Source organism: Azonexus sp., assembly GCF_047638095.1.
GTDB lineage: Bacteria > Pseudomonadota > Gammaproteobacteria > Burkholderiales > Rhodocyclaceae > Azonexus.
Map to the genome: position 1 here is coordinate 18272 of NZ_JBLJBW010000016.1, position 23430 is coordinate 41701.

Genomic DNA, 23430 nt, shown 5'->3' on the forward strand with positions numbered 1-23430 from the left:
TTTTCAGGCCAGGTTTTCCCGGCACGAAAGGTTTTTACCCTAGGCCAAGGGCGGGGTGCCTTCGGCATTCGACACGACAGCGTCGATCTGGATCAAAGCCCCCATTGGTAAGGCGGCGGTGCCGAGAACCCGGCGCGCGGGAATACCGCCGGGGAAGAAGCCGGCATACACCGCATCGACGGCATCGATATCTGCGATATTGCGCAGGAAAATATTCACCTTGACCACATCGGCCATGACGTGGCCGATGCTTTCCACGATTTCCCGGATGTTTTTCAGGCACTGCTCGGCCTGCGCGCTAATGCCGCCAGCCACCACCTGCCCCGTCACCGGATCGACCGGCAACTGCGCCGAAATGTTGTTGTAGTGGGAGAAAGCGACGGTTTGCGTGGACCAGCGGCATTTCGGCGCACGCGCCGTATTGTTCGCTTCCACGATGAGACCGTGCCGATCTTCGACCGCCTGCGGCGGCGTGCCGTCACCGTGCGACACCACCGCCTCGATCTGCACCAGGGCGTGCAGCGGCAGGGCGGCAACCTGAACCACCGTGCGCGCCGGAACATAGGCGGCGCTCCTGGCAATCGCGGAATCAGGGAAAAACCGCGCATAAACTGCGTTGACGGCTTCGCTATCGGCGAGGTCCTTGAGGAAGATGTTGACCTTGACGATGTCGTCAAAAGGGACGTCGATGCTTGCCAGAATCGCCTTGATGTTTTTCAGGCATTGCGCCGCCTGCTCCTGCACACCGCCGACTACCAGCTGCCCGGACAGCGGATCGATGGGCAGCTGGGCCGCCAGATTGTTGTAGTGCGAAAAAGCTACCGTCTGCGTAGACAGGGGATCGCACGGCGCATGCGCGGTGTTGTTCGTCATCTTGACGAGATCACCCGCCTGCGGTGCCCCCGGAATCGTACCTTCGCCGTTCGAAAGCAGCACCTCGATCTGCACCAGCGCATCCATGGGCAAGGCAGCAACGGCAAGCACCGTGCGCGCCGGGAGATAGCCCGTGAAAAACGTTTTGTACACTTCGTCCACCGCATCCACATCCATGATGTCCCTGACGAACACGGTGAGCCGAATAACATCGTTCAGGCCATGGCCGATGCTCTCGACAATCGCCCTGATGTTCTTGAAGCATTGTTCGGCCTGTGCCTTAACCCCACCCGCCACCAGTTTTCCCGATGCCGGATCGACCGGCAATTGCGCTGAAAAATGGTTGTAATGGGAAAAAGCGACCGTTTGTGAATGTAAGGGGCTCTTGGGCGCCTTCTCTGTATTGCGTGCTACGACTGCATTATGACCGCTCATGACAGCGACCTCCTTTGTCTCACTCCTGTGTAATGCCATGCGACCGGGGCCGCATGACCCTTGTCTCCGGGCTGGTTTTTTGTTGTATCCATCGGTTTGGCCCGGAGTAGCCGAACTATACCGACTTGCAGGAAAAAGGGGCCGCGCCACCAGGGGAAAGCTTGCCCCCGGTTTTCCGCTTGTCTGTGTATTCAATTTTGAATACATTGAATACGTTAAATGGTGAAAGGAGCGTTTCATGCGCCGCGTTACGACTACGACAATGACGGTTCGCCTCAATGGCACACTCAGCGACTGCGTTAGTACCAACGTGGGTGAGCATGGTGCCTACGAGAACGTCAGCGAATATGTGCGCGACCTGATCCGACGTGACAAGGAACACAAGGAAGCGGATGCGTTCGAGCGCCTCAAAACCGAGTTGGCCCACGCCTACGCAGCCCCCGAAGCATCGTATCACCCGCTGACGGCGGCGGATGTGATCGCTCGCAACCGGGCCTGACGCAACATGGCCCAAGCCACTATCCACATCCAGGAGGCAGCCTCGTACCGGCTGGACGAGCGGATGCACCAGATTGAACGCTTCCAGGAGGATTTCGGTGTTTAGCCCGGCGAACAAGCGAACAAGCACCGGCGCACCGAATTAGCCCAGCCCATGTCCCTCTCACCCCCTCAGCGCGTTCTACTGCCGACCCTGTGGCTGATGCTGGCCGCCGGCTTATCTCCTGCCGCCGATGCCGACACGCCCCCGGCACCCCTGGAAATCGCCAGCTGGTGGGTTTCGCCGGGCGAGCGAGCAAGCCTGGAGGTGATTCGCCGCCACGCACAAACCCAGGGCTTGCGCTGGCAGCAGCGCATCGTTGCCGGCAGCGGCACCCGCCGCTATGGCGACGTGCTCAAGCGCTGGGTGGCCGAAAATCGAGCACCGATGGCCTCGCAAGTGATCGGTTACGACATTCACGACTGGGCGCGCCAAGCCCAGCTGGCGTTTCTCGACGACGTGGCCACAGCGCAGGAATGGGATGAGGTCGTGCCCCTGGGCATCCAGCAACTTTCCAAATACCAGGGGCACTGGGTGGCCGCGCCCATCAACGCACATTCGACCAACTGGCTGTGGATCAACGCCCGCCGCTTGCGCCAACTAAAGGCCGATGCGCCGGACAGTTGGCCGGATCTGCTGCGCTTATTGGACGCCGCACAAAAAGCCGGCATCACGCCACTGGCGATCGGCACCGAGGCCTGGGAACATACTTTGCTTTTTGAAGCCGTTGCCGCCGGCGCAGGGGGCGCGGAGTTTTACCGGCGCGCCTTCCTCGAACTGGACAGCAGTGCACTCGATGACTCTGTATTGCCGGAAATTTTTCAGCGCATGCGTCTGTTACGTCACTACGCCAAAACCCTCGCACAAACGCCGAGCTGGGATAAGGCAACAGAACAGGTGCGGCGGGGCGAAGCGCTTTTACAGGTGCAGGGCACTTGGGTGGATGGTGAATTTAGCGCCCGGCAACTGAAACCGGACGAAGATTACGCCTGCTTTCGTTTTCCCGACACCCAGGGCATGTTTATCTTTAACGCCGACCAGTACATGTTTTTCAAGCACACGCCAGAGCCCGCACGACAACGCTTTGCCCGGGTTCTGCTCGATCCGGCCATGCAGGCCGAGCTCAATATCGCCACCGGTGCCGCACCGGCGCGGGTCGATGTGCCGCAAGAAAAATTCAACGCCTGCGGCCAGAAAGCCATCCGCGATATGCGCCGGGCCAACCTGCAGCGCACGTTGATGGGCTCGATCGCCATGGGTAACGCCAATCCGCCGGCCGTAAAAAATGCCATTTACGCTGTCGTCAGCGCGCATTTTCTTGGCCGGATCGATGATGCCACGGCCATCACGCGCCTGCGCCAGGCCATTGCCGGCGCTGGATCGGGCAAGCACACACCCGTTCGGTAAGATTGCGTCATTGAATTGGCTGCAACAAGCCGACAAAATACGCCGATGCGCTTTTTCAACACCCTCTCCCTGACCAACAAAATCGTCAGCCTGGTTGTCCTTTTGGGCGCTTTGGCGGTGAGTATTACCGTTTATTCCCTGGCTGATCTACGCACCATCGACCGCGCCTATCGCGCCCTGCTCGAACATGATGCACAAGCCGCAGTGCAAGTTACGGCCGCCATGAATGACCTGACCGAAGCCAACCGCCTGGTCTATGCCGTACTCACTGAAGACAACTCGAACAACATTCGCGCCGCACAAAACCGCCTGAACGGCCTGCAAGAAAGCTACTACGGCCGATTGCAACAACTACGCCACTTGTTGCCGGCAGCCAGCGTCCAGCTCGATACCTTGCAACAACAGGAAGAAGCCCTCTTCGCCCAGGCCAAAGACATCATCGATGCTGCTGCCCGCTGGCGGGGTGACCGGGCGCTGCACATCATCCACACCCAGTTCGACCCCTTGCAAACCCTTTTGCACAGCAATATGGAAATTTTGCGCAGCACCACCGTGCAGCGCTTTCAGCAAGCCTCGAGCGAACTCGGTGCCAGCACCGAGCGCACCCTGCGCAATACCGCCCTGGCTTTTGCCCTGGCTTTACTGAGTCTGATCGGCCTGGCCATCTGGATTTCCCTGCGCCATATCGCCCGTCCCATCCGCGAGCTGACCTACGCCATGTCGCGCCTGGCGGCGCGCGATTACCAAGGACAGGTCGCCCATACCGAGCGTCAGGATGAAATCGGCCAAATGGCGCAAACCCTGGAAGTTTTCCGTAGCGCCTTGCTGCACTCGGACTACCTGGAAACCGCCAAAACCGAGGCAGAGCAGCTGGCCCAGGCCAAATCGAGCTTTCTCGCAACCATGAGCCACGAAATTCGCACCCCGCTCAATGCCATCATCGGCCTGACGCAATCCTGCCTGCGCCGGCCTTTGTCCAGCACGCAGAAAGATCGTCTGGAAAAAATCCAGCGCGCCGGCGAACATCTTCTGGGGGTGATCAACAACATTCTCGATTTCTCAAAAATCGAAGGCGGTTTTCTGCGCCCGGAAAACATCCCCTTCGCTGCGGATCAGCTCCTTGCTGACGTGCGCCTGATGCTGGCGGCCAAAGCTGCCGAAAAAAGCCTGATTCTGCACACCGAAAGCGCAACAGAGCTTCCCCTGCTCCTGGGCGACCCATTACGCATTCGCCAAATTCTGCTCAACTTCACCGGCAACGCCATCAAATTCAGCGAACGCGGCACGATCCGCCTGCAACTTTGTCTGGAGCGCACGCCCCAGCAATGGTTTTTATACGGCGAAGTGAGCGACCCTGGCATCGGTTTGAGTGAGCAACAAATCAGCACCGTCTTTACCCCTTTCCAGCAGGCCGAGACCAGCATCAGCCGGCGCTACGGCGGCACCGGCCTGGGCCTGGCCATTTCACACAGCCTGGCCAAATTGCTCGGCGGCACGGTTGGCGCACGCAGCGTCGTCGGCGCGGGCAGCACCTTCTGGCTGCGCGTCGCCGTTCAGCCTGCCCCGGCCGATGCCCGCCCGCAAACCAATCCGCTCCTTGAACAAGGGCCACCGCCCGACCTGCACGGGCTGCGCATCCTGCTCGTCGATGACAATGAACTGAACCGTCTGGTAGGCAAGGATCTGCTGATAGATGCTGGCATACACTGCGACGAAGCGCGGGACGGGGAAGACGCCATCAAACAACTGGAAAATACCGCCGATGGCAGCTACGACGCCGTCTTGATGGACATGATGATGCCCGTTCTGGATGGTTGCGCCACCACCCGTTTGCTGCGTCAAAACCCACGTTTTGCCCACCTGCCCATCATCGCCATGACGGCAAACCACAGCCCGCAAGACCGGGATGCCTGCCTCGCCGCCGGCATGCAGGCCATGGTACCCAAACCCATCGACCAACAGGTTTTATGGCAAACCCTGCTGAGCTATTGCGCCCTGCCCGAAGCGCGGCCCTTATCCGCCCTGCAAGCCCCTCGCCCAAAACCGCAGCGCGCCCTGGCCGATGGCCTTCCAGAAAACTGGCCGCAAGCACCGGAAGATTTCGATCTCCCCTCCAGCCTGGCTCGCCTGGGCAACAACAGCGAACTTTATACCGAAGTCGCGCGCCTCTTCCTGGATGATGCGCCTCACATGCTGGAACAAGCCCGCACGGCACTGCGCCAAGACGATTTGCCCAGCGCCCGGCGCATTTTCCACACCCTGAAAAGCCAAACCGCCACCTTGGGCGCACAAACCGCGCAAGCACTTGCCCGCGAGGCAGAAGCGCTCACCCAAGAAAAAACCCCGGCTGCGCTTGCCGCCACACTAGAAAAACTGGCGCAGCGCATGACAGAAGACAGCCAGTTTTTCCAAGCACTGATTGCGCAAACTGCGCACGGCGTAGCGGAAACCTCCGCCCAACCTGCAGCCAGCGCGCCGCAGCTACTGATCGTCGATGACCAGGTCAGCAACGTACTCGTCTTGCAGCGCATTTTCGCCGCCGATCATCACCTGCGCATCGCCCACAACGGCGCTCAGGCACTCGCTTTGTGTCAAGAACTGCCCCTGCCCGACCTCATCTTGCTCGACATCGAAATGCCAGACATCGATGGTCTGACCGTCTGCCGCCAGCTCAAGGCCGATCCGCTGACAGCGGATATCCCGGTACTTTTCATCACCGCACAAAGCGCACCGCAGGCGGAAGCACAAGCGCTGGCTGCCGGTGCGGTCGATTTCATCAGCAAACCGGTCAATCAGGCGGTGGTGCGCGCCCGCGTCAAAACCCACTTGAGCCTCAAAGCCACTCAAGATCACCTGCGCCAGTTCGCCCTGCTCGACGGCCTCACCGGCATCGCCAACCGCCGCCGCTTCGACGAAGCCATCCAACAACTCTGGCGCGCCGGCCAGCGCGACAAAAAAACGCTCGCCCTGTGCATGATCGATATCGATCATTTCAAGAAATACAACGACCATTACGGCCACCCTGCCGGCGACGACTGCCTGAAAAAAGTCGCCCAGGCCCTGCGCGGCCAACTCGGGCGCGCGCACGACCTCGCCGCCCGCTACGGCGGCGAGGAATTCGCCTGCCTGTTTTTCGACATCCACCCAGAACACGCGCTAAAAAAAGCCCAGCAACTCTGCCGCAGCGTCAGCGCGCTGGCTTTGCCACACGCCAACTCACCCATCGCCTCCCAGGTGAGCATCAGCGTCGGCGTCGCCGTATGGGATTTTGCCCGGCACCCCCCCCATACCGGCAGCCCGGAAGCACTCATTGCCGCCGCCGATGCCGCTTTGTATACCGCCAAAGCAGACGGGCGCAACCGCGCCGTATTGGCGAACGAGACCGGCTGAAAAAACAAACCGGCTGAGAAAGTCAGGGTTCAGAAACGCTGCAAATCGGCAAACACATGCCGCGAAACGAGTTCCTTGCCGGCCAGGTAATGATTGAACAGGCGGCGCATCATCTGCTTGGCTTCGCTGCGGCTGAGCGGATCGGATAAATCTTCACCGGCCAGGTCGAGCAGAGTTTTGCCGCGTAGAGTGCCTTCTTCTGCCGCCGCGTGGGGAACGCGCACTGCGCCTTGTTCCATGCGGTAGCTGTAGAAAGCCTCGGTCAAAATCGGCGCGCCGTCGGCATCTTGTTCGAGCAGCAGACCGTAACCCAATTCCTGCAACAGGTATTTCTCAAAACAACGCAGATCGATTTCCCGCGCCGTGCGTTCGGTGTGCCCGGCCAAACGCTGCAAAATCGTGGCATAGCGCGCAAACAACACAGCATGCGCATCTTCGCGCGGCAACAGGTGCAGCAACAACTCATTGAGGTAATAGCCACAGAACAGGGCTTCGCCGGCAAGCAAGGGCTGGCCGCCGACCCATTCGGCTTTCATCAGGTTGGGGACTTCACCCTTACCCGCCCAGCCCAATTCCAGCGGCTGAAAAGCCAGCAACAGCCCGCGTATGGCGGCGCGCGGCCGGCGTGCGCCGCGCGCCAGCAAGGCGATACGACCAAAATCGCGGGCAAAAACCTCGACGATCAGGCTGGTTTCACGAAACGGGTAGCTGTGCAGAACATAGGCCGGCTGGCCATCGACCTTGCCGCGCTGCATGGTTTATTCGTAACCCAGGCTTTTCAAAAGGCGCTCATCGTCGTTCCAGCCCGATTTCACCTTGACCCAGATTTCCAGATAAACCTTGCCGTCGAACAGGCGCTCCATATCCTGACGCGCCTCGCTGGCGATGCGCTTCAAGGCTTCACCGCCCTTGCCGATGACAATCGCCTTGTGACCGTCGCGCTCGACCACAATGGCGGCGTGGATGCGGCGCAGCGCGCCTTCTGTTTCAAATTTCTCGATTTCCACCGCTGTCGCATAGGGCAGTTCATCGCCGAGCAGGCGGAAGACTTTTTCGCGGATGTATTCGGCGGCGAGAAAACGCTCGGATTTATCGGTCAGATCATCTTCGGCAAACAACAGGCCGCTGTGCGGCAGATGCTTGCGCGCTTCCTTGAGCAGATCATCGGTTTGCCGGCCTTTGGCGGCGCTCACCGGAATCACGGCAGCGTAGTCGAAATCGGCGGCCACTTCGGCGAAAAAGGGGAGCAGGCCGGCTTTGTCCTTGACGGCATCGGTTTTATTGATGACCAGGATCACCGGCCGGTCTTTGGGCAAAAGCCGCAGCACCGCCTTGTCCTTGGCATCGTAACGTCCGGCTTCGATGACGAACAAAACCACGTCGACATCATTCAAAGTTTGCGTCACGCTGCGGTTCATCACCCGGTTCAGCGCATTGGTATGCTTGGTCTGGAAGCCCGGGGTGTCGACAAACACGAACTGCGCATCGGCGTCGGTGCGGATGCCGGTCACCCGATGCCGGGTCGTTTGCGCCTTGCGCGAGATGATGCTGATCTTGGCGCCGATCAAATGATTGAGCAGCGTCGATTTGCCGACGTTGGGGCGGCCGACGATGGCGAGATAACCGGAGCGGATGTCGTTCATGCTTCGAGAAGGGCAAGCGCCGCCTGGGCAGCATTTTGTTCGGCCACCCGGCGGCTGTTGCCGCTACCGGTGGTGCGGAGCGGCGGCTGCTCAATACTGCAGGCGACGGTGAAGGACTGTTCGTGTGCGGCACCGCTGGTTTCCAGCAAGGCATACTGCGGCAGGCGTTTTTTTTGCCCCTGCAAGAATTCCTGCAAGCGCGTTTTAGCGTCTTTCTGAAATTGCCCCGGCTTGATGTCGGCCAACAGCGGTGCGTACAGGCGGGAAATGACGCAATGCACGGCAGCAAAATCGGCATCGAGATAGACCGCGGCAAACACGGCTTCCAGCGCATCGGCCAGAATGGAAGGGCGCGTCGCGCCGCCGCTTTTCATTTCACCCTCGCCCAGATGCAGTTGCTCGCCGACGTTCAGGGTTTGCGCCAGCTGATGCAAGGTTTCCTGACGCACCAGATTCGCCCGCATGCGGGACAAATCCCCTTCCGGCAAATCGGGAAATTGCCGGTAAAGCAAATCAGCCACCACGCAGTCGAGAATGCCGTCGCCCAAAAATTCCAGGCGTTCGTTGTTGGGCGAACCGTAACTGCGGTGCGTCAGCGCCGTGCGCAACAGCTCCGGGCGGGCAAACTCATGTCCGATCTGCCGGGCGAATGAAGCAGCAGCCATATTTATTCTGCCGTCGATGCCTTGTAATCAATCACCAGGGAGACGTTGGCGAACAGCGGAATGCGCTTTTCGTAATCGACACTGATGACCACGGCACCGCGTGTATTCTTGTGAATGTCGAGATCTTTTGATGAAAATTCCAGGTTATCGATCTGCATCTGCCGATCGAAAGCCGCCCGCAGTTCCGGCACCGTAGCGTTGCTGCCTGCTTTCGCCACGACCGATTCCGCCGCTTTCTTGATCTTGAAATACTCGATCGTTGCCGGCACGATCTTCATGCCGAAGATCGCCCCGATCACCAGAATAAAGCTCCACATCAAAAGCCCGCTCAACGCCACGCCTTGTTGTTTTTTCATGTTCACACTCCTTACTTGAATGCTCCGATACGGCCAAAATCATTGAAATTCAGCCAGATGAAGAAGGCCTTGCCAACGATATTCTGCTCCGGCACGAAACCCCAGGCCCGACTGTCGCGGCTGTTGTCGCGGTTGTCGCCCATCATGAAGTAATGGCCGGGCGGCACCTTGCATATTACGCCGCTGGCATTGTACGTGCAGTTTTCCCGGTGCGGAAAGAAGTCTACCCCTTGAATATAGGCCGGCGCATCGGCATCGGTGAGAAAACGGTGTTCGGTTTCGCCCAGTTTTTCGCTGAATTGCTGCGAGTAATACAGGCGCTCGCCGTGCTGGTAGTCCGGCAGATTCTGCGCCGGCACGGGATTACCGTTGATGCTCAATTTTTTGTTGACGTAGGCTACGGTGTCGCCGGGCAAACCGACCACCCGTTTGATGTAGTCGAGCGAAGGATCTTCCGGGTAACGAAAAACCATCACATCGCCGCGCTTGGGCGCATTCAAAGCGATGATTTTGGTGTTGAGCACCGGCAGGCGGATACCGTAGGTGAATTTATTGACGAGAATGAAATCCCCCACCAGCAAGGTCGGGATCATCGACCCGGAAGGAATCTTGAAGGGCTCGAACAAAAAGGAACGCAGCACGAAAACAAGCAGGATGACCGGGAAAAAATCAGCCCCCCAGGCCACCCACAGCGGCTGCGCCGCATCTGCCGCGCGCAATTTGCGGAATTTGAAGACATCCAGCGCGTACAGGATGCCGGTGACGACCGAGAGAACAAAAAGAATCAGAGCAAAATTCATGCGGTATCCAACACTCAGCGGGGTTAGTTATCGACGCGCAACACGGCGAGGAAGGCTTCCTGCGGAATTTCGATGCTGCCGACCTGCTTCATGCGCTTCTTGCCGGCCTTCTGCTTCTCCAGCAATTTGCGCTTACGCGAAATATCGCCGCCATAACACTTGGCGAGCACGTCTTTACGCAGCGCCTTGACGTTCTCGCGTGAAATGATATGCGAGCCGATGGCGGCCTGGATGGCCACGTCGTACATCTGACGCGGAATCAATTCGCGCATCTTGCTGGCCAGTTCGCGCCCGCGATACTGCGCATTGGCGCGGTGCACGATCAAGGACAGGGCATCGACCTTTTCGCCGTTGATCAGAATATCGAGTTTGATCACATCGGCAGCACGATATTCCTTGAAATCGTAGTCGAGCGAGGCGTAGCCGCGCGAGCAGGATTTCAGCTTGTCGAAAAAGTCCATCACCACTTCAGCCATGGGCATTTCGTAAATCAGCTTCACCTGGCGGCCGTGGTAATGCATGTCGACCTGGCTACCGCGTTTTTGGTTGCACAGGGTGATGACCGCCCCAAGATAATCCTGCGGCACGAAGATGGTGGCGGTGATGATGGGTTCGCGGATTTCCTCCATCTTCTGCACTTCCGGCAGCTTGGCCGGGTTTTCCACCTGCAATACGCTGCCGTCGCGCATCACCACCTCGTACACCACGGTGGGCGCGGTGGTGATGAGGTCTTGATCGAATTCACGTTCCAGACGTTCCTGCACGATTTCCATGTGCAGCAGGCCGAGAAAGCCGCAGCGAAAGCCAAAGCCGAGCGCCTGCGAAACTTCCGGTTCGTATTGCAGGGAAGCATCGTTGAGTTTGAGTTTTTCCAGCGCCTCGCGCAGTGAATCATACTGGTTGGCTTCCACCGGATAGAGACCGGCAAAGACCTGCGGCTTGATTTCCTTGAAACCGGGCAGCGCCGTCGTCGCCTTGCGCTCGGCGTGGGTGATGGTATCGCCCACCTTGGCGGCCTTCAATTCCTTGATGCCGGCGGTGATGAAACCCACCTCGCCCGCCCGCAACACGTCGCGCGCCAGGGCTTTCGGGGTAAACACGCCAACCTGCTCACACAACTGATTGGCCCCGGTCGCCATGAAATGCAGCTTGTCCTTGGGCCGCATTTCACCGTCGACCACGCGTACCAGCATGACCACGCCGACGTAACTATCGAACCAGGAATCGATGATCAGCGCCTTCAGCGGCCCCTGTGCTTCGCCTTTGGGCGGCGGCACCTTGGCCACCACCATTTCCAGGATGTCTTGCACGCCCAGCCCGGTCTTGGCCGAAGCGAGCACGGCGTCCGAAGCGTCGATACCAATCACATCCTCGATTTCCTGGCGGGCATTGTCCGGGTCGGCCGAGGGCAGGTCGATCTTGTTCAGCACGGGCAACACTTCAACATCGAGTTCGATAGCGGTGTAGCAATTCGCCACCGTCTGCGCTTCCACGCCTTGCGAGGCATCGACCACCAGCAGCGCGCCTTCGCAGGCCGACAGGGAGCGCGATACTTCGTAGGAAAAATCGACGTGCCCCGGGGTGTCGATTAGATTGAGGTTGTATACCTTGCCGTCGCGCGCCTGGTAGCTCAAAGCTGCCGTCTGGGCCTTGATGGTGATGCCGCGCTCGCGTTCGATATCCATCGAATCAAGCACTTGCGCCTCCATTTCGCGGTCTGACAAACCGCCGCAAAAATGAATGATGCGATCGGCCAAGGTCGATTTGCCATGATCGATGTGGGCAATGATGGAAAAGTTGCGAATGTGATCCACGTGCTGAATTGATCCAGAAAAAAGGGCGCTGAGGGCGCCCCTAAAAATTCGTAAGGTCGTGGATTTTAGCGGATTTTCGCCAAATACTCACGCACTTTGGCCACATCCAGGTGGTAGTGACACAGTTCGTTTTCCCCGTGCAAGAGCACCGGCACCAGCGCGTCGTAACGCGCTTCCAGCGCCGGGTCGGCATCCACATCCAACACCTTCACCACGGCACCGAATTCCGCTGCCAAGGGAGCGAGCGCCACCTCCATGTCATGACAGAGGTGACAGTAAACACGGCTCAACAAAGTCAGTTCAACGGCCATTGGCTTGCCCCGGGCGGATGGTGACAAAGGTTTGCATTTCGCCGCGACGAATCAGCAGGGTAACGTTTGCCGCCGCATCGAACTGGTTGAGCAGGCGATTCAACTGCTCGGCCGATTTCACTTCACTGGTGCTGCCCTTGCTGATCACGGCAACGATCACATCGCCGGCGCGCAGATCGGAACGGGCGGCCTGAGCGCGCACTTCATCGATCAACACACCGCCGTCCAGGCCCAGTTCGCGCTTTTGCTCGCTGCTCAAATCGCTGACCAGCAAACCCAGACGATTACTGCTCACCGCCGGCGCTTTACTCTGCGCCGGGCGAATGTTGCTGAGGCCTTCGTCCGGCATCTGCCCGATAAGCACCGCAATTTCGCGCAGCTTGCCTTTGCGCCAGACCTGCAATATCGCCCGGCTGCCCGGCTTGCTGGCAGCCACCAGGCGCGGCAATTCGGCGGAGCTGGTAATGGTTTTGCCGTCAAATTTCAAAATTACGTCGCCGGCCTCCAGCCCTGCTTTTTCCGCCGGCCCGCCGCGCTCCACCGCATTCACCACGGCCCCCGCCGCCTGCCCCAAACCCAGGGCCTCGGCGAGCTCTTTATTCACTTCCTGAATGACGACCCCCATACGCCCCCGGCTGACCTTGCCGGTACTGCGTAACTGCTGCTGAATGTCCATCGCCACATCGATCGGAATGGCGAACGACAAGCCCATGAAACCGCCGCTGCGGCTATAAATCTGCGAATTGATGCCGACCACCTCACCGTTCATATTGAACAGCGGCCCACCGGAATTACCCGGATTGATGGCGACGTCGGTCTGAATGAAGGGCACATAATTTTCCTGCGGCAAGGAGCGCCCCTTGGCTGACACGATGCCCGCCGTCACCGAGTTTTCAAAACCGAAGGGCGAACCGATGGCCACCACCCACTCGCCCACCTTGAGACGCGCGGCATCGCCCAGTTTCACCGTGGGCAGCGCATTCGCCTCGATTTTCAAGAGCGCCACGTCGGTGCGTTTGTCGGCCCCGATCACCTTGGCCTTGAATTCGCGTTTATCCGTCAAGCGCACGCTCACCGTATCGGCTCCGTCCACCACATGCGCATTGGTCAGCAAATAGCCGTCGCTGCTGATGATGAAACCCGAACCCAGGGATTTTTCCGCCTCACGCGGCGCGCCGTTCTCACCGGGCAGACGCGGAAACTGCGGCAAAAACCGACGAAACAACTCGAACGCCGGATCGCTTTCATCAAAGGGTAAAGGAAACCCCTGCACCTGCGCCCGCACACGCTGTGTCGTGGCGATATTGACGACCGCCGCGCCTTGCTGCTCCACGAGCTGGGTGAAGTCCGGCAAGTTGCGCCCTTGCGCCAACGCTGGTGCGTTAAAGAAAAAGAAAGCCAGTATCCACAAGCCCAAACGCCGATTAAACATTGCCTGCTTCTCCTTTCCAGTGAAATGAAAACGAAATTTTGTACCCACGGGACGCAAGATTTCAGCCGCTTTTTCGCAACAAATCTTGTCCAAACGTAAGCGCCTTCACCAGCGCTGGTCGGGCGAGGTGTCGAGCAGCGGGCGCAAGCGATTGGCCACTGCTTCGCGCGCCCGAAAAATGCGCGAACGTACCGTGCCGATGGGGCAATCCATGGTGGCCGCGATTTCCTCGTAGGACAGCCCTTCGATTTCGCGCAGCATGATGGCCCGGCGCAACTCTTCCGGCAGCGCCGCCATGGCGTCATTGACCGTTTCACCGATCTGCTTGGTCATGAGCAGACTTTCCGGGGTATTGATGTCGCGCAGCAAGGCCGCATCGTCGAAGCCCTCGGCCTCTTCGGCATCGAAACCGGTGCTGGTCGGTGCGCGCCGCCCTTGGCTGACGAGATAGTTTTTCGCCGTGTTGATGCCGATGCGGTAGAGCCAGGTGTAAAACGCACTTTCCCCGCGAAAACCGGGCAGCGCTCGATACGCCTTGATAAAGGTTTCCTGCGCCACATCCTCGACTTCTGCCGCATCGCGCACATAGCGCGACAGCAAACGCTCCAGCTTGCGCTGATACTTGCTGACCAGTTGGTCAAACGCCTTCTGATCGCCGCCTTGCGCGCGTTCGACCAAGGCCTGATCGACCTCGCGTTCGCTCATAGTGTCATGTTCTCCGCTAAAACCACCGCCAGCACATCGGCGAGGGGCGAAGTATAGCGCAGCGCCTTAGGCCGCGCCCCGCTTCACGATTTCTGGCCAAGCCATCCGCATGTAATAGCCCATCGACCACAGGGTGAGCAAAGCGGCCAGCCAGAGCAAATACTCGCCGACGACCAGCGCGTCATAACCCGCCAAAGGGGCCGCGTACAAGAGCAGGGGGATCGCCGCCATCTGTGCTGCCGTCTTCACCTTGCCCACCATGGAAACCGCCACATGCTTGGCCGCGCCGATTTTCGCCATCCACTCACGCAGCGCCGAAATGGTGATTTCGCGCCCGATGATGACCGCGGCGACAATCGCATCCGCCCGCCCCAGCTGGACCAGCACGATGAGCGCCGCCGCCACCATCAATTTATCTGCCACCGGGTCAAGAAAGGCACCAAAGGCCGAGGTTTGATTCAATTTGCGCGCCAGAAAACCATCGGCCCAATCGGTGAACCCGGCGGCCATGAAGATCAAGGCGGCAATCAAATTACGCTCGTGCAGACTCAGCCACGGCGCGGGCAGGTAATACACGGCCACAAAAAGTGGAATGGCGACGATACGCAGCCAAGTGAGCAGAATGGGGAGATTGAACGGCATGTGCGTCAGTTTAAGGCGGAATGGATCTTTTCGGCCAATTCCCGGCTGATGCCGGGAGTTTCAGCAAGTTGCTCAACACTCGCCGTGCGCACCCCGGCCAGGCCGCCGAAGCGGGTAATCAGCGCTTTGCGCCGGGCCGGACCGATGCCCGGCAGACTCTCCAAGGTAGACGTTTTACGACTTTTCGCGCGCTGCCCACGGTGCCCGGTCAGGGCAAAGCGGTGCGCCTCATCGCGGATTTCCTGAACCAAGTGCAGGGCCGGATGGTTCTCACCCAACACCAACGGCGCACGCCCCGCGCTTTCGGGAAAAATCAGGCGCTCCAAACCCGCTTTGCGCCCCTCGCCTTTCGCCACCCCCAATAGCGGCAGATGACTCAAACCCAAATCGGCCAAAGCGGCTGAGGCCGCAGCAACCTGCCCTTTGCCGCCGTCGATCAGGATCAAATCGGGTGCCTTGCCTTCCCCGCTCGCCACACCATCGTAACGCCGTTGCACCGCCTGGCGCATGGCCGCGTAATCGTCCCCCGGAGTGATGTCGCGCATATTGAAACGGCGGTAATCGGCTTTCAGCATTTTGTTCGCATCGTAGACCACACAAGAGGCCACGGCGCTTTCGCCTTGCGTATGGCTGATATCGAAGCACTCGATACGCGCCAGCGGCTCGCTCAGAGCCAGCGCTTCCTGCAAGGCTGCCAGACGCATTTCCTGCTGGGCGCTCGCCTGATTACGCGCCAAAATGGCGAGTTCGGCATTTTGCCGCGCCATGTCGACCCAGGCTTTCTGGCCCAAATGCCGCGCCGCCTGCACCGCGACCGGCCGCGCCGCCTGCTCGGCGAGCGCAGCCAACATTTCCTCCAGCTCTTCCGCCGGCGGCAAAGGCATGACGAGAATGCGCGCTGGCGCAGGATGCACGGCGTAATGCTGGCGCAAAAACGCGAGCAGCGCATCGAGCGGCGTCGAATCCGCCGCATTACTCGGAAACAGCGGGCGATCACCCAAATGTCGCCCGGCGCGCACCATGGCGAGGTTGACGCAGACCTGGCCGTGTTGCTGCACCGCCACCACGATGTCGACGTCCTCAGCCTTATGGCTGGCCACGAACTGCTTCTCCTGCACCTGATGCAGGGCTTGTATCTGGTCGCGGTACAGGGCGGCCTGCTCAAAAGCCAGCTGCATCGCAGCAGCTTCCATCGCCGCCGATAAGCGCTTGATCACTTCTTGCTGCTTGCCAGACAAGAACATCGCCGCCAACTGCATATCCGCCGCGTAATTTTCTGGCGTAATCGCCGCAACACAAGGCGCGCTGCAGCGCTTGATCTGGTAGAGCAGACAAGGGCGCGAGCGGTTGGCAAACACGCTGTCTTCACAGGTGCGCAGACGAAACATCTTCTGCAAGAGCTGTATGCTGTCGCGCACGGCGCCGGCCGAAGGAAAGGGGCCGTAATACTGCGCCTTGCGATCCGGATTGCCGCGAAAAAAACCCAAGCGCGGATAGGCATGCCGCGTCAGCACGATGTACGGATAGGATTTATCGTCGCGAAACAAAATGTTGTAGCGCGGCGCAAGCGATTTAATGAGATTGTTTTCCAGCAGCAGCGCTTCCGCCTCGGTACGCGTCACCGTCGTTTCGATCTGCGCGATCTGGCTGACCATGTGGGCGATACGCGGGCTGGGCAGATTTTCACGAAAGTAACTCGCCACCCGTTTTTTCAAGTTTTTCGCCTTGCCCACATACAAAACGGCCCCGTCGGCCGCCAACATGCGATAGACGCCGGGCAATTCGGTCAGGCTTGCCAGAAAAGCCTTGGCATCGAATATTTTTGCCGGCTCAGTCGTCGGCGCTGTTGGGGCGGCATGCGTTTCATCCATGGCCGCAATGTTAACATCGCCACCATGTCGCCACCGCACACGCCACGCCAAACCTGGGATATTTTCTGCCGCGTCATCGATAACTACGGTGATGCCGGCGTCTGCTGGCGTCTCGCCCGACAGCTTGCGCACCGCCACGGCAAAAGCGTGCGCCTGTGGATCGATCAACTCAGCACCTTGCAGGCGCTCTGTCCGGCGCTTCGGCCAGATTGGGCGCAGCAAGAACAGGACAACATCGCCATCCACCTCTGGCCGGAGGATTTTCCTGAGCAGGCCGCATCCGAGGTCGCCGACGTGGTCATCGAAGCCTTTGCCTGCGCACTGCCTGCGCGTTATCTGCACGCCATGGCGGCGCGCCGGCCAGCGCCCTGCTGGATCAATCTGGAATATCTCAGCGCCGAAACCTGGGTTGCCGGTTGCCACGGTCTTGCCTCACCGCATCCGCAACTGGCCCTGACCAAGCATTTTTTCTTTCCCGGCTTCAGCGCCGATACGGGCGGCCTGCTGCGCGATGACACGCCTGAAAATTTCGCCGAGCACAGGCTGCCTGCACAAACGGCGGCCGAAGCACCGCAACTCAATGTTTTCTGTTACGCCCACGCCCCACTGCCGGCACTGCTCGCCGCCCTGCAAGCGCAGCGGCAAACCTGGCACATCCAGCTCTCTCCCGGCCAAGCCTGGCAAGCCCTGAACGGGCTACTGGAGGGCAATGGCCCGTGGACACACGGCCCACAGCGCATCGAGCGTCTGCCTTTTTTAACCCCCGCAGCCTACGACGCCCTGCTTCGGCAAGGCAGTCTCAACATCGTACGCGGCGAGGATTCCTTCGTACGCGCCCAACTCGCCGGTCGCCCCTTTATCTGGCACATCTATCCACAAGCCGACAACGCCCACCTGGACAAACTCCACGCCTTCCTCGAGTGTTACACGGCCGACCTCAGCCCGGCGCTGGCGCATACCGTAGGCGCCATGTTCTTCGCCTGGAACACCCCCACCTCACACGAGGAGTTCGCTGCCTGCTGGCAAAATTTCATCGACGCCCTGCCCGCGCTCAGCGAACACGCCCGCCACTGGCAAAAACACTGCCGGCAACTTCCGGAATTAAGCGCAGCACTGGTGGCGTTTTGCGAGGGTTTGTAATGCGCGCCCAGCCATGGCCGGGCGCACCCACACCGGCTAACCCAGCTGCGCCAGCCGCGCCTTGGGGCCAGGCGGATGTTTGATGAAAAACTGACGAATGCCGCGCAGCAAAGCCTCTGCCATTTGCGCCTGGTAGGCATCGTCTTTTAAGCGCAGTTCTTCTTCCGGGTTGGAAATAAAGGCCGTCTCAATCAGCGCGGAAGGAATATCCGGCGCTTTGAGCACGGCAAAACCGGCTTGTTCGACGCTCGTTTTGTGCAAATGATTGATCGAACCGATTTCACCCAACAGGTATTTCCCCAGCTTCAGGCTGTCATTGATCGTTGCCGTTTGCGACAAATCGATCAGGGTGCGGGCAAGGAAAATATCCTTGGTTTTGGCCAGATTGACGCCGCCAATCAGGTCGGCATCGTTTTCCTTTTGTGCCAACAAGCGAGCTTGCGTGCTGGAGGCGCCTTTTTCCGACAGAACGAACACGGAAGAGCCGCGCGCATCGGGTTTGATCCAGGCATCAGCATGAATGGAGAGAAACAAATCGGCCTGGATACGGCGTGCTTTTTGCACCCGCGTTTGCAAGGGCACGAAAAAATCGCCGTCGCGCGTCAGTACGGCACGCATATTGGGCTCGGCATCGATGCGCGCTTTCAAACGCTTGGCAATCGCCAGCGTGACATTTTTTTCATAGGTGCCACGCTTACCAACCGCGCCCGGGTCTTCGCCACCATGGCCGGGGTCGAGCATGATGGTGATCATGCGATCCACCATCGGCTTGGCCGGACGTGCCGGCGCATGGGCAGGGGTCTCCGGTTTTTTGTCGCTTAATTCGGGATCGATTTTCAAGGGTTCGACGCCTTCCGGGCGACCTTCCAAGAGCGCCAGCAAAGGGTCGACCGGCGTTTCCGGATAAACATCGAGTACCAGGCGATGCCCGTATTCCCCGACCGGGGCCAGCGCAAACACCTGCGGCACGATGCGCGTTTTCAGCTCCATCACCAGGCGCACGACACCCGGCTTGTAACGGCCGGCACGCAAAAGTTTGATGTAGGGATCGTTATCAGCAATCTTGCCGGTAATGCTCTCGAGTACGCTGTTGAATTCCACCCCTTCGATATCGACCACGAGCCGATCCGGGTTTTCCACCGTGAAATGGTTGAATTTGAGCGGCGCATCATGCTCCAGCGTCACCCGCGTGTAGTCACTCGACGGCCAGATGCGCACCGCCACAATCGCTGGTCTATTGCCTGCCCAGGACGCCAAAGGCGTGAGCGAAAGAATCAGGGCCGAACCGGCGCGGCAGAGAAATTGGCGACGGGAATCTTCAGTGCATTGACGCATGCGCCCCCCCTTTCCGAACAGGCCAAAAACTCAATGCTGCGCCCCGCGCCAGCGTGCTGCAGCACAAGGCGCAGATCCGGCGCTGGCACGCAGCCAGCCGCCTTGTCGGGCCATTCGACCAAACAAAGACTTGCCACATTAAAGTATTCATCAAATCCCGCATCGAGGAATTCCTCTGCTGACTCGAAGCGATAAAAATCAAAGTGATACAAGTATAAACTCGAAATTACATAAACTTCAACCAGGGCGTAGGTCGGACTCTTCACCGGCCCCGCATGACCGAGGGCGTGGATCAGTGCGCGCGCCAGGGTGGTTTTCCCTGCGCCCAGGTCGCCTTCGAGAAAAATCACCAAACCCGGATGCAGGGTTTGCGCCAAGGCGGCACCCAGCATTTGCGTACTGGCTTCGTCCGGCAAAGCGAGGCGCAGCGAGGCGAAAGTGCCAGCACAATCAGCGGTAAGATGCGGCGCATGCATGATCAGAACTCCTTGCCAGATGGCGCTGCGCTTAAATTGCGCATTCGTGAATTGGGAAAATCGCTGGGTTTTGCCGAGGTCGGCATCAGCCGTGCCGAACCCGGTCCGGCGGTGGAACGCCTGCGCGCCTGGCTGGCCGCCGGCATGCACGGGGAGATGGATTATATGGCCCGCCACGCCCAGCTACGCGCCAATCCGCAGGAATTGCAGCCGGGAACGCTTACGGTGATCAACGTCGCCATCGATTATTTGCCGCACCGCAAAACGGCGAACGAGCCCAGCCAGGCCGCCATTTCTCGCTATGCCCAAGGGCGCGATTACCACAAGGTGGTGCGCAGCCGCCTGCAAAAGCTCGCCACGGCCATCGGCGCGCTCGTCGGCCCCTTTGGTTATCGCGTGTTTTCCGATTCGGCACCGGTCATGGAGGTCGAATTTGCCACGCAAGCCGGCTTGGGTTGGCGCGGAAAACACAGCCTATTGCTGTCGCTGCGCGGCTCCTGGCGCTTTCTCGGCAGCATTTACTGCGATTTGCCCTTGCCGCCCGATGCGCCGCTGCCAGAGCATTGCGGCAGTTGCACCCGCTGCATCACCGCCTGCCCCACCGCCGCCATCGTCCGCCCTTATGTGGTGGACGCCCGGCGCTGCATTTCTTACCTCACCATCGAACTCCCCGGGGCGATTCCGGAAGAATTTCGCCCCTTGATCGGCAACCGCATTTACGGTTGCGACGACTGCCAAAGCGCCTGCCCGTGGAACCGCTTTGCCCAGATCGGCGCTCCCGATTTTGCCCCGCGCCACGGCTTGGACAGCGCCCAACTGCTCACGCTTTTGGCCTGGACGGAACAGGAATTCAACGAGCGTCTGGCGGGCAATCCCATCCGCCGCATCGGCTTTGAACGCTGGCAACGCAACATTGCCATCGCCCTAGGCAACGGCCCGGCCAGCCCGGCCGCCATCGCCGCCCTGCAAGAAAAATCGCAGCTGGCCTCGCCTCTGCTGGGCGAACACATCGCCTGGGCGCTAGCACGCCTGCACGCCAAGCAAAACGCCTGACCCCGAAGACTCGCAGGCTTGGCAAAAGCCTCGCCAAAGTCGCTCAGGTGTCCAGCCAGCCTTTCGCCTCAACGGCATCATCGAAAACCGTCAGGTCAGCATTGACGAAGGTTTGCGACAACCAGGCGCTCCAAGTCACCCACTGGCTGTCGGTCACCACCGCGATACGTTTGAAATCGTTGGCGTGGGCGCGAGAAAACTTGAGCTCTTCCCACGCCACATCGAGCGTCAGACCGGCCATCTGACTGAGGTCGAAAAACAGATCGACCGGACCTTCGAAGCGGACCTTGTAATTGACGATTTCTTCAAATTCTTTGTAATCGGCCAGAGTGAACTCACCAAACACGGTGACATTGACGCGATTGACGCTGTGGTCGATGGTGATCATGACAGGCTCCTTGGTCGCAAAAATGGCGCAGCGCTGAGCAAGTAACGCTACGCCCCCAGTTTAACCCCGCGCCGCCGGCGTGCGGGAGAAATGCGTGGCACCGATGCCGGACAAAATGATCAAGGCAATCCCCAGCCAGGCAATCCAGGGCAGCCTGTCGCCCCAAAACAGCAGGCCGGCAAGGCTGGAGAAAATCACCGTACTGTAGGCCAGCGCCGCCGACATCAGTGTCTTGCCGCGTGAATACGCCCGCGTCATTGCCAGCTGAGCGAGCGCGGCGAACACCCCCACACCAAGCAAGGCCAGGCCGCTGTGCAAAGTCGCTGCGTGCAGCTCACCAAAAGCCAGCCAGATCAAGGAACACAAGGTGGCCACGAAAGAAAAATAAAATACCGTGCGAATTTCCGACTCGCCACGCCGGCCCAATTCACGCACGCTGAAATACGCCATGGCCGCGACCACCCCGGAACCCAGGCCGACCAAGGCTCCCCAGAGCTGATCGGCATGAAAACTTGGGCGCAGCAAAAGCGCAACACCCAAGAGCCCCAAGGCCAGCGCCCCCAACATCCCGGGGCGCAGACGCAAACCCGCCAGCGCAAGGTAAAGCGCGAGAAAAATTGCCGAGGTGTAATTGAGGGTGACGGCGGTTGCCAGCGGCAACAGGACAATCGCGTAAAAATAACCAAAGAGCGCCGTATAGCCCACCACCCCGCGCGTGACATGCCAACGCCAATGCGGCGTCGCCAACGTGACACCGCGCAGGCGCACCAAGACAAACATCATGACTAAAGCAATAAAACTACGCCAAAAGGTGATTTCCACCACCGAATGAGTCTGCGCCGCGAATTTGACGCACACCCCCATGCAGGCAAAGAGAAAACTTGCAACGATCATCCACAGTGACTGCATGGGGGCTATTTTTACGGCTTACAAAGCCGCAATCGCTCCTTGCATGATGCGTCGGTAAAACTCGTGAAAATGCTGCATGCCGTCTTCCATCGGGCTCTGGTACGGGCCGACTTCGTTACGCCCTTCCGCCAGCAAGGCCTTGCGGCCCCGGTCCATGCGCTCGCCGATATCATCGTCTTCAATGGCGGTTTCCATGTAGGCAGCGCGCTCGGCCTCGATGAATTCACGCTCGAAATCGACGATTTCTTCCGGGTAATAGAATTCGACCACGTTCAGCGTTTTATCCGGCCCCTGGGGCAATACGGTAGATACCACCAAGACGTGCGGATACCACTCCAGCATCACATTCGGGTAGTAGGTCAGCCATACCGCGCCTTGCGGCGGGGTTTCGCCCCGATCGCCGTAGTATTCGCGCACCACATTTTGCCAACGCGCATAGACCGGCGAACCGGCTTTCAAGAGCGAGGTAATCCCCACTTTCTGCACCGAATACCACTCACCAAACTGCCAGCTCAGATCATCGCAGGTGACAAAATTCCCCAAGCCGGGATGAAAAGGGGCGACGTGGTAATCCTCCAGATACACTTCGATGAAGGTTTTCCAGTTGTAATTGCAGCGGTGCATCTCGACGTGGTCGAGTTTGTAGCCCGAAAAATCAAAATGTCGCGCGGCCTGCATGCCCGCCAGATCCGCCTGCGCCGAACGCGACCCCTTGAAGAGCAGCCCGTTCCAGTCAGCCAGTTTGACTTTGGCCAGATTCAGGCAGGGGTTTTGCGGAAAATGCGGTGCCCCGATCAGCTCACCGCTTTGTTCATAGGTCCAGCGATGCACCGGGCACACCACCGGCCCCTCCAGCGTTCCCGCGCCCTCTAGCATGATCGCCTGGCGGTGCCGGCAGACGTTGGACATCCGCCAGATACCGGCGTTTTTACCGGTCTCGCCGCCGTTCAACAGCATCTGCCCGTGATCGGCCCATTCCAGGGTGCGAAAATTCCCTGCTTGCGGCACCATCAGGCGGTGGCCGACATACCCGGGGCCGGCATCGAAGATGAGCTGCTTCTCCAGCGCAAGTATGCGTTCGTCGAAGTACCAGTTCACCGGCAACTGCGAAGCAGCGGGTGCCAACCGGGACGAAGTAGCCATGTCTGACATGCCAAGCCTCCAGCAGGGTTGAAGAAACGGCGGATTTTAACTGAATTTGACCGCCCTACCCCGAATGGAGTATTTTCGCGTGTTTTCCCCCTTGC

At 59.4% G+C, this 23430-nt stretch carries 22 protein-coding genes; 5 read left to right on the top strand and 17 right to left on the bottom strand.

Annotated features, from left to right (window positions below):
* Positions 1–39 precede the first annotated feature (39 nt).
* On the bottom strand, positions 40–1308 hold the full coding sequence (locus tag ACM62Q_RS06000; protein ID WP_415034565.1) for a RidA family protein: 1269 nt from the start codon (positions 1306–1308) through the stop codon (positions 40–42).
* Between the two features lie 238 nt (positions 1309–1546).
* Between ACM62Q_RS06000 and ACM62Q_RS06005 the strand changes: the two genes are divergently transcribed.
* The 3 genes from ACM62Q_RS06005 to ACM62Q_RS06015 all read left to right on the top strand — a co-directional run bounded on the left by ACM62Q_RS06005 (position 1547) and on the right by ACM62Q_RS06015 (position 6643).
* The gene (locus tag ACM62Q_RS06005) at positions 1547–1807 is read left to right on the top strand and encodes a ribbon-helix-helix domain-containing protein (protein WP_415034567.1); all 261 of its coding nucleotides are present in this window, start codon (positions 1547–1549) and stop codon (positions 1805–1807) included.
* 153 nt (positions 1808–1960) lie between these two features.
* A complete protein-coding gene (locus ACM62Q_RS06010) occupies positions 1961–3253 on the top strand; it encodes an ABC transporter substrate-binding protein (RefSeq protein WP_415034569.1) in 1293 nt (430 codons plus the stop codon).
* 45 nt (positions 3254–3298) lie between these two features.
* Positions 3299–6643 (top strand): response regulator, encoded by a 3345-nt coding sequence (locus ACM62Q_RS06015; protein WP_415034571.1) that lies wholly within the window; start codon positions 3299–3301, stop codon positions 6641–6643.
* A 29-nt stretch (positions 6644–6672) separates the two neighbouring features.
* Here the strand turns inward: ACM62Q_RS06015 and recO are convergent, their stop codons facing one another.
* The 11 genes from recO to uvrC all read right to left on the bottom strand — a co-directional run bounded on the left by recO (position 6673) and on the right by uvrC (position 16882).
* Complete coding sequence (gene recO, locus ACM62Q_RS06020) at positions 6673–7398, bottom strand: DNA repair protein RecO (protein ID WP_415034573.1); 726 nt, start codon at positions 7396–7398, stop codon at positions 6673–6675.
* 3 nt (positions 7399–7401) lie between these two features.
* Positions 7402–8286 carry a GTPase Era gene (era, locus tag ACM62Q_RS06025; RefSeq protein WP_415034575.1) on the bottom strand — a complete coding sequence of 295 codons (885 nt, stop codon included), beginning with the start codon at positions 8284–8286 and terminating at the stop codon, positions 7402–7404.
* Positions 8283–8951 carry a ribonuclease III gene (gene rnc / locus ACM62Q_RS06030; RefSeq protein ID WP_415034577.1) on the bottom strand — a complete coding sequence of 223 codons (669 nt, stop codon included), beginning with the start codon at positions 8949–8951 and terminating at the stop codon, positions 8283–8285. Before rnc ends, era begins: the two co-directional genes overlap by 4 nt.
* A gap of 2 nt (positions 8952–8953) precedes the next feature.
* Complete coding sequence (locus ACM62Q_RS06035; protein ID WP_415034579.1) at positions 8954–9307, bottom strand: DUF4845 domain-containing protein; 354 nt, start codon at positions 9305–9307, stop codon at positions 8954–8956.
* An 11-nt stretch (positions 9308–9318) separates the two neighbouring features.
* A complete protein-coding gene (gene lepB / locus ACM62Q_RS06040) occupies positions 9319–10107 on the bottom strand; it encodes a signal peptidase I (RefSeq protein ID WP_415034581.1) in 789 nt (262 codons plus the stop codon).
* Between the two features lie 23 nt (positions 10108–10130).
* Positions 10131–11921, bottom strand: a complete 1791-nt coding sequence (lepA, locus tag ACM62Q_RS06045; protein ID WP_415034583.1) for a translation elongation factor 4 — start codon at positions 11919–11921, stop codon at positions 10131–10133.
* A 65-nt stretch (positions 11922–11986) separates the two neighbouring features.
* Positions 11987–12232 (bottom strand): glutaredoxin family protein, encoded by a 246-nt coding sequence (locus ACM62Q_RS06050; protein WP_415034585.1) that lies wholly within the window; start codon positions 12230–12232, stop codon positions 11987–11989.
* The gene (locus ACM62Q_RS06055) at positions 12222–13664 is read right to left on the bottom strand and encodes a DegQ family serine endoprotease (protein WP_415034587.1); all 1443 of its coding nucleotides are present in this window, start codon (positions 13662–13664) and stop codon (positions 12222–12224) included. The genes ACM62Q_RS06050 and ACM62Q_RS06055 overlap by 11 nt, the downstream gene beginning before the upstream one ends.
* A 105-nt stretch (positions 13665–13769) precedes the next feature.
* The gene (gene rpoE / locus ACM62Q_RS06060; protein ID WP_415034589.1) at positions 13770–14369 is read right to left on the bottom strand and encodes an RNA polymerase sigma factor RpoE; all 600 of its coding nucleotides are present in this window, start codon (positions 14367–14369) and stop codon (positions 13770–13772) included.
* Between the two features lie 66 nt (positions 14370–14435).
* On the bottom strand, positions 14436–15011 hold the full coding sequence (pgsA, locus tag ACM62Q_RS06065; protein ID WP_415034591.1) for a CDP-diacylglycerol--glycerol-3-phosphate 3-phosphatidyltransferase: 576 nt from the start codon (positions 15009–15011) through the stop codon (positions 14436–14438).
* 5 nt (positions 15012–15016) lie between these two features.
* Positions 15017–16882 carry an excinuclease ABC subunit UvrC gene (uvrC, locus tag ACM62Q_RS06070; RefSeq protein ID WP_415034593.1) on the bottom strand — a complete coding sequence of 622 codons (1866 nt, stop codon included), beginning with the start codon at positions 16880–16882 and terminating at the stop codon, positions 15017–15019.
* 24 nt (positions 16883–16906) lie between these two features.
* Here uvrC and earP point away from each other — a divergent pair, with 24 nt between their 5' ends.
* Positions 16907–18022 (top strand): elongation factor P maturation arginine rhamnosyltransferase EarP, encoded by a 1116-nt coding sequence (gene earP / locus ACM62Q_RS06075; RefSeq protein WP_415034595.1) that lies wholly within the window; start codon positions 16907–16909, stop codon positions 18020–18022.
* 36 nt (positions 18023–18058) lie between these two features.
* Here earP and ACM62Q_RS06080 read toward each other — a convergent pair whose 3' ends face one another.
* Together ACM62Q_RS06080 and tsaE are read right to left on the bottom strand one after the other, a co-directional pair.
* On the bottom strand, positions 18059–19357 hold the full coding sequence (locus ACM62Q_RS06080; protein WP_415034597.1) for an N-acetylmuramoyl-L-alanine amidase: 1299 nt from the start codon (positions 19355–19357) through the stop codon (positions 18059–18061).
* A complete protein-coding gene (gene tsaE, locus ACM62Q_RS06085; RefSeq protein WP_415034599.1) occupies positions 19297–19833 on the bottom strand; it encodes a tRNA (adenosine(37)-N6)-threonylcarbamoyltransferase complex ATPase subunit type 1 TsaE in 537 nt (178 codons plus the stop codon). The genes ACM62Q_RS06080 and tsaE overlap by 61 nt, the downstream gene beginning before the upstream one ends.
* On the opposite strand from tsaE, the gene queG reads away from it, so the two are divergent.
* Entirely contained in the window at positions 19828–20886 is a 1059-nt protein-coding gene (queG, locus tag ACM62Q_RS06090; protein WP_415034601.1) for a tRNA epoxyqueuosine(34) reductase QueG, read from the top strand. The two genes, tsaE and queG, sit on opposite strands and share 6 nt — an antisense overlap.
* 43 nt (positions 20887–20929) lie before the next feature.
* Here the strand turns inward: queG and ACM62Q_RS06095 are convergent, their stop codons facing one another.
* From ACM62Q_RS06095 to ACM62Q_RS06105, 3 genes are read right to left on the bottom strand one after another with little or no spacing between them, the layout of a single operon-like run.
* Complete coding sequence (locus ACM62Q_RS06095; RefSeq protein WP_415034603.1) at positions 20930–21274, bottom strand: STAS/SEC14 domain-containing protein; 345 nt, start codon at positions 21272–21274, stop codon at positions 20930–20932.
* Between the two features lie 60 nt (positions 21275–21334).
* On the bottom strand, positions 21335–22183 hold the full coding sequence (locus ACM62Q_RS06100; RefSeq protein WP_415034605.1) for a DMT family transporter: 849 nt from the start codon (positions 22181–22183) through the stop codon (positions 21335–21337).
* An 18-nt stretch (positions 22184–22201) separates the two neighbouring features.
* Positions 22202–23335, bottom strand: coding sequence for an aromatic ring-hydroxylating oxygenase subunit alpha (locus tag ACM62Q_RS06105; protein ID WP_415034607.1), 1134 nt, complete (start codon positions 23333–23335; stop codon positions 22202–22204).
* Positions 23336–23430 lie beyond the last annotated feature (95 nt).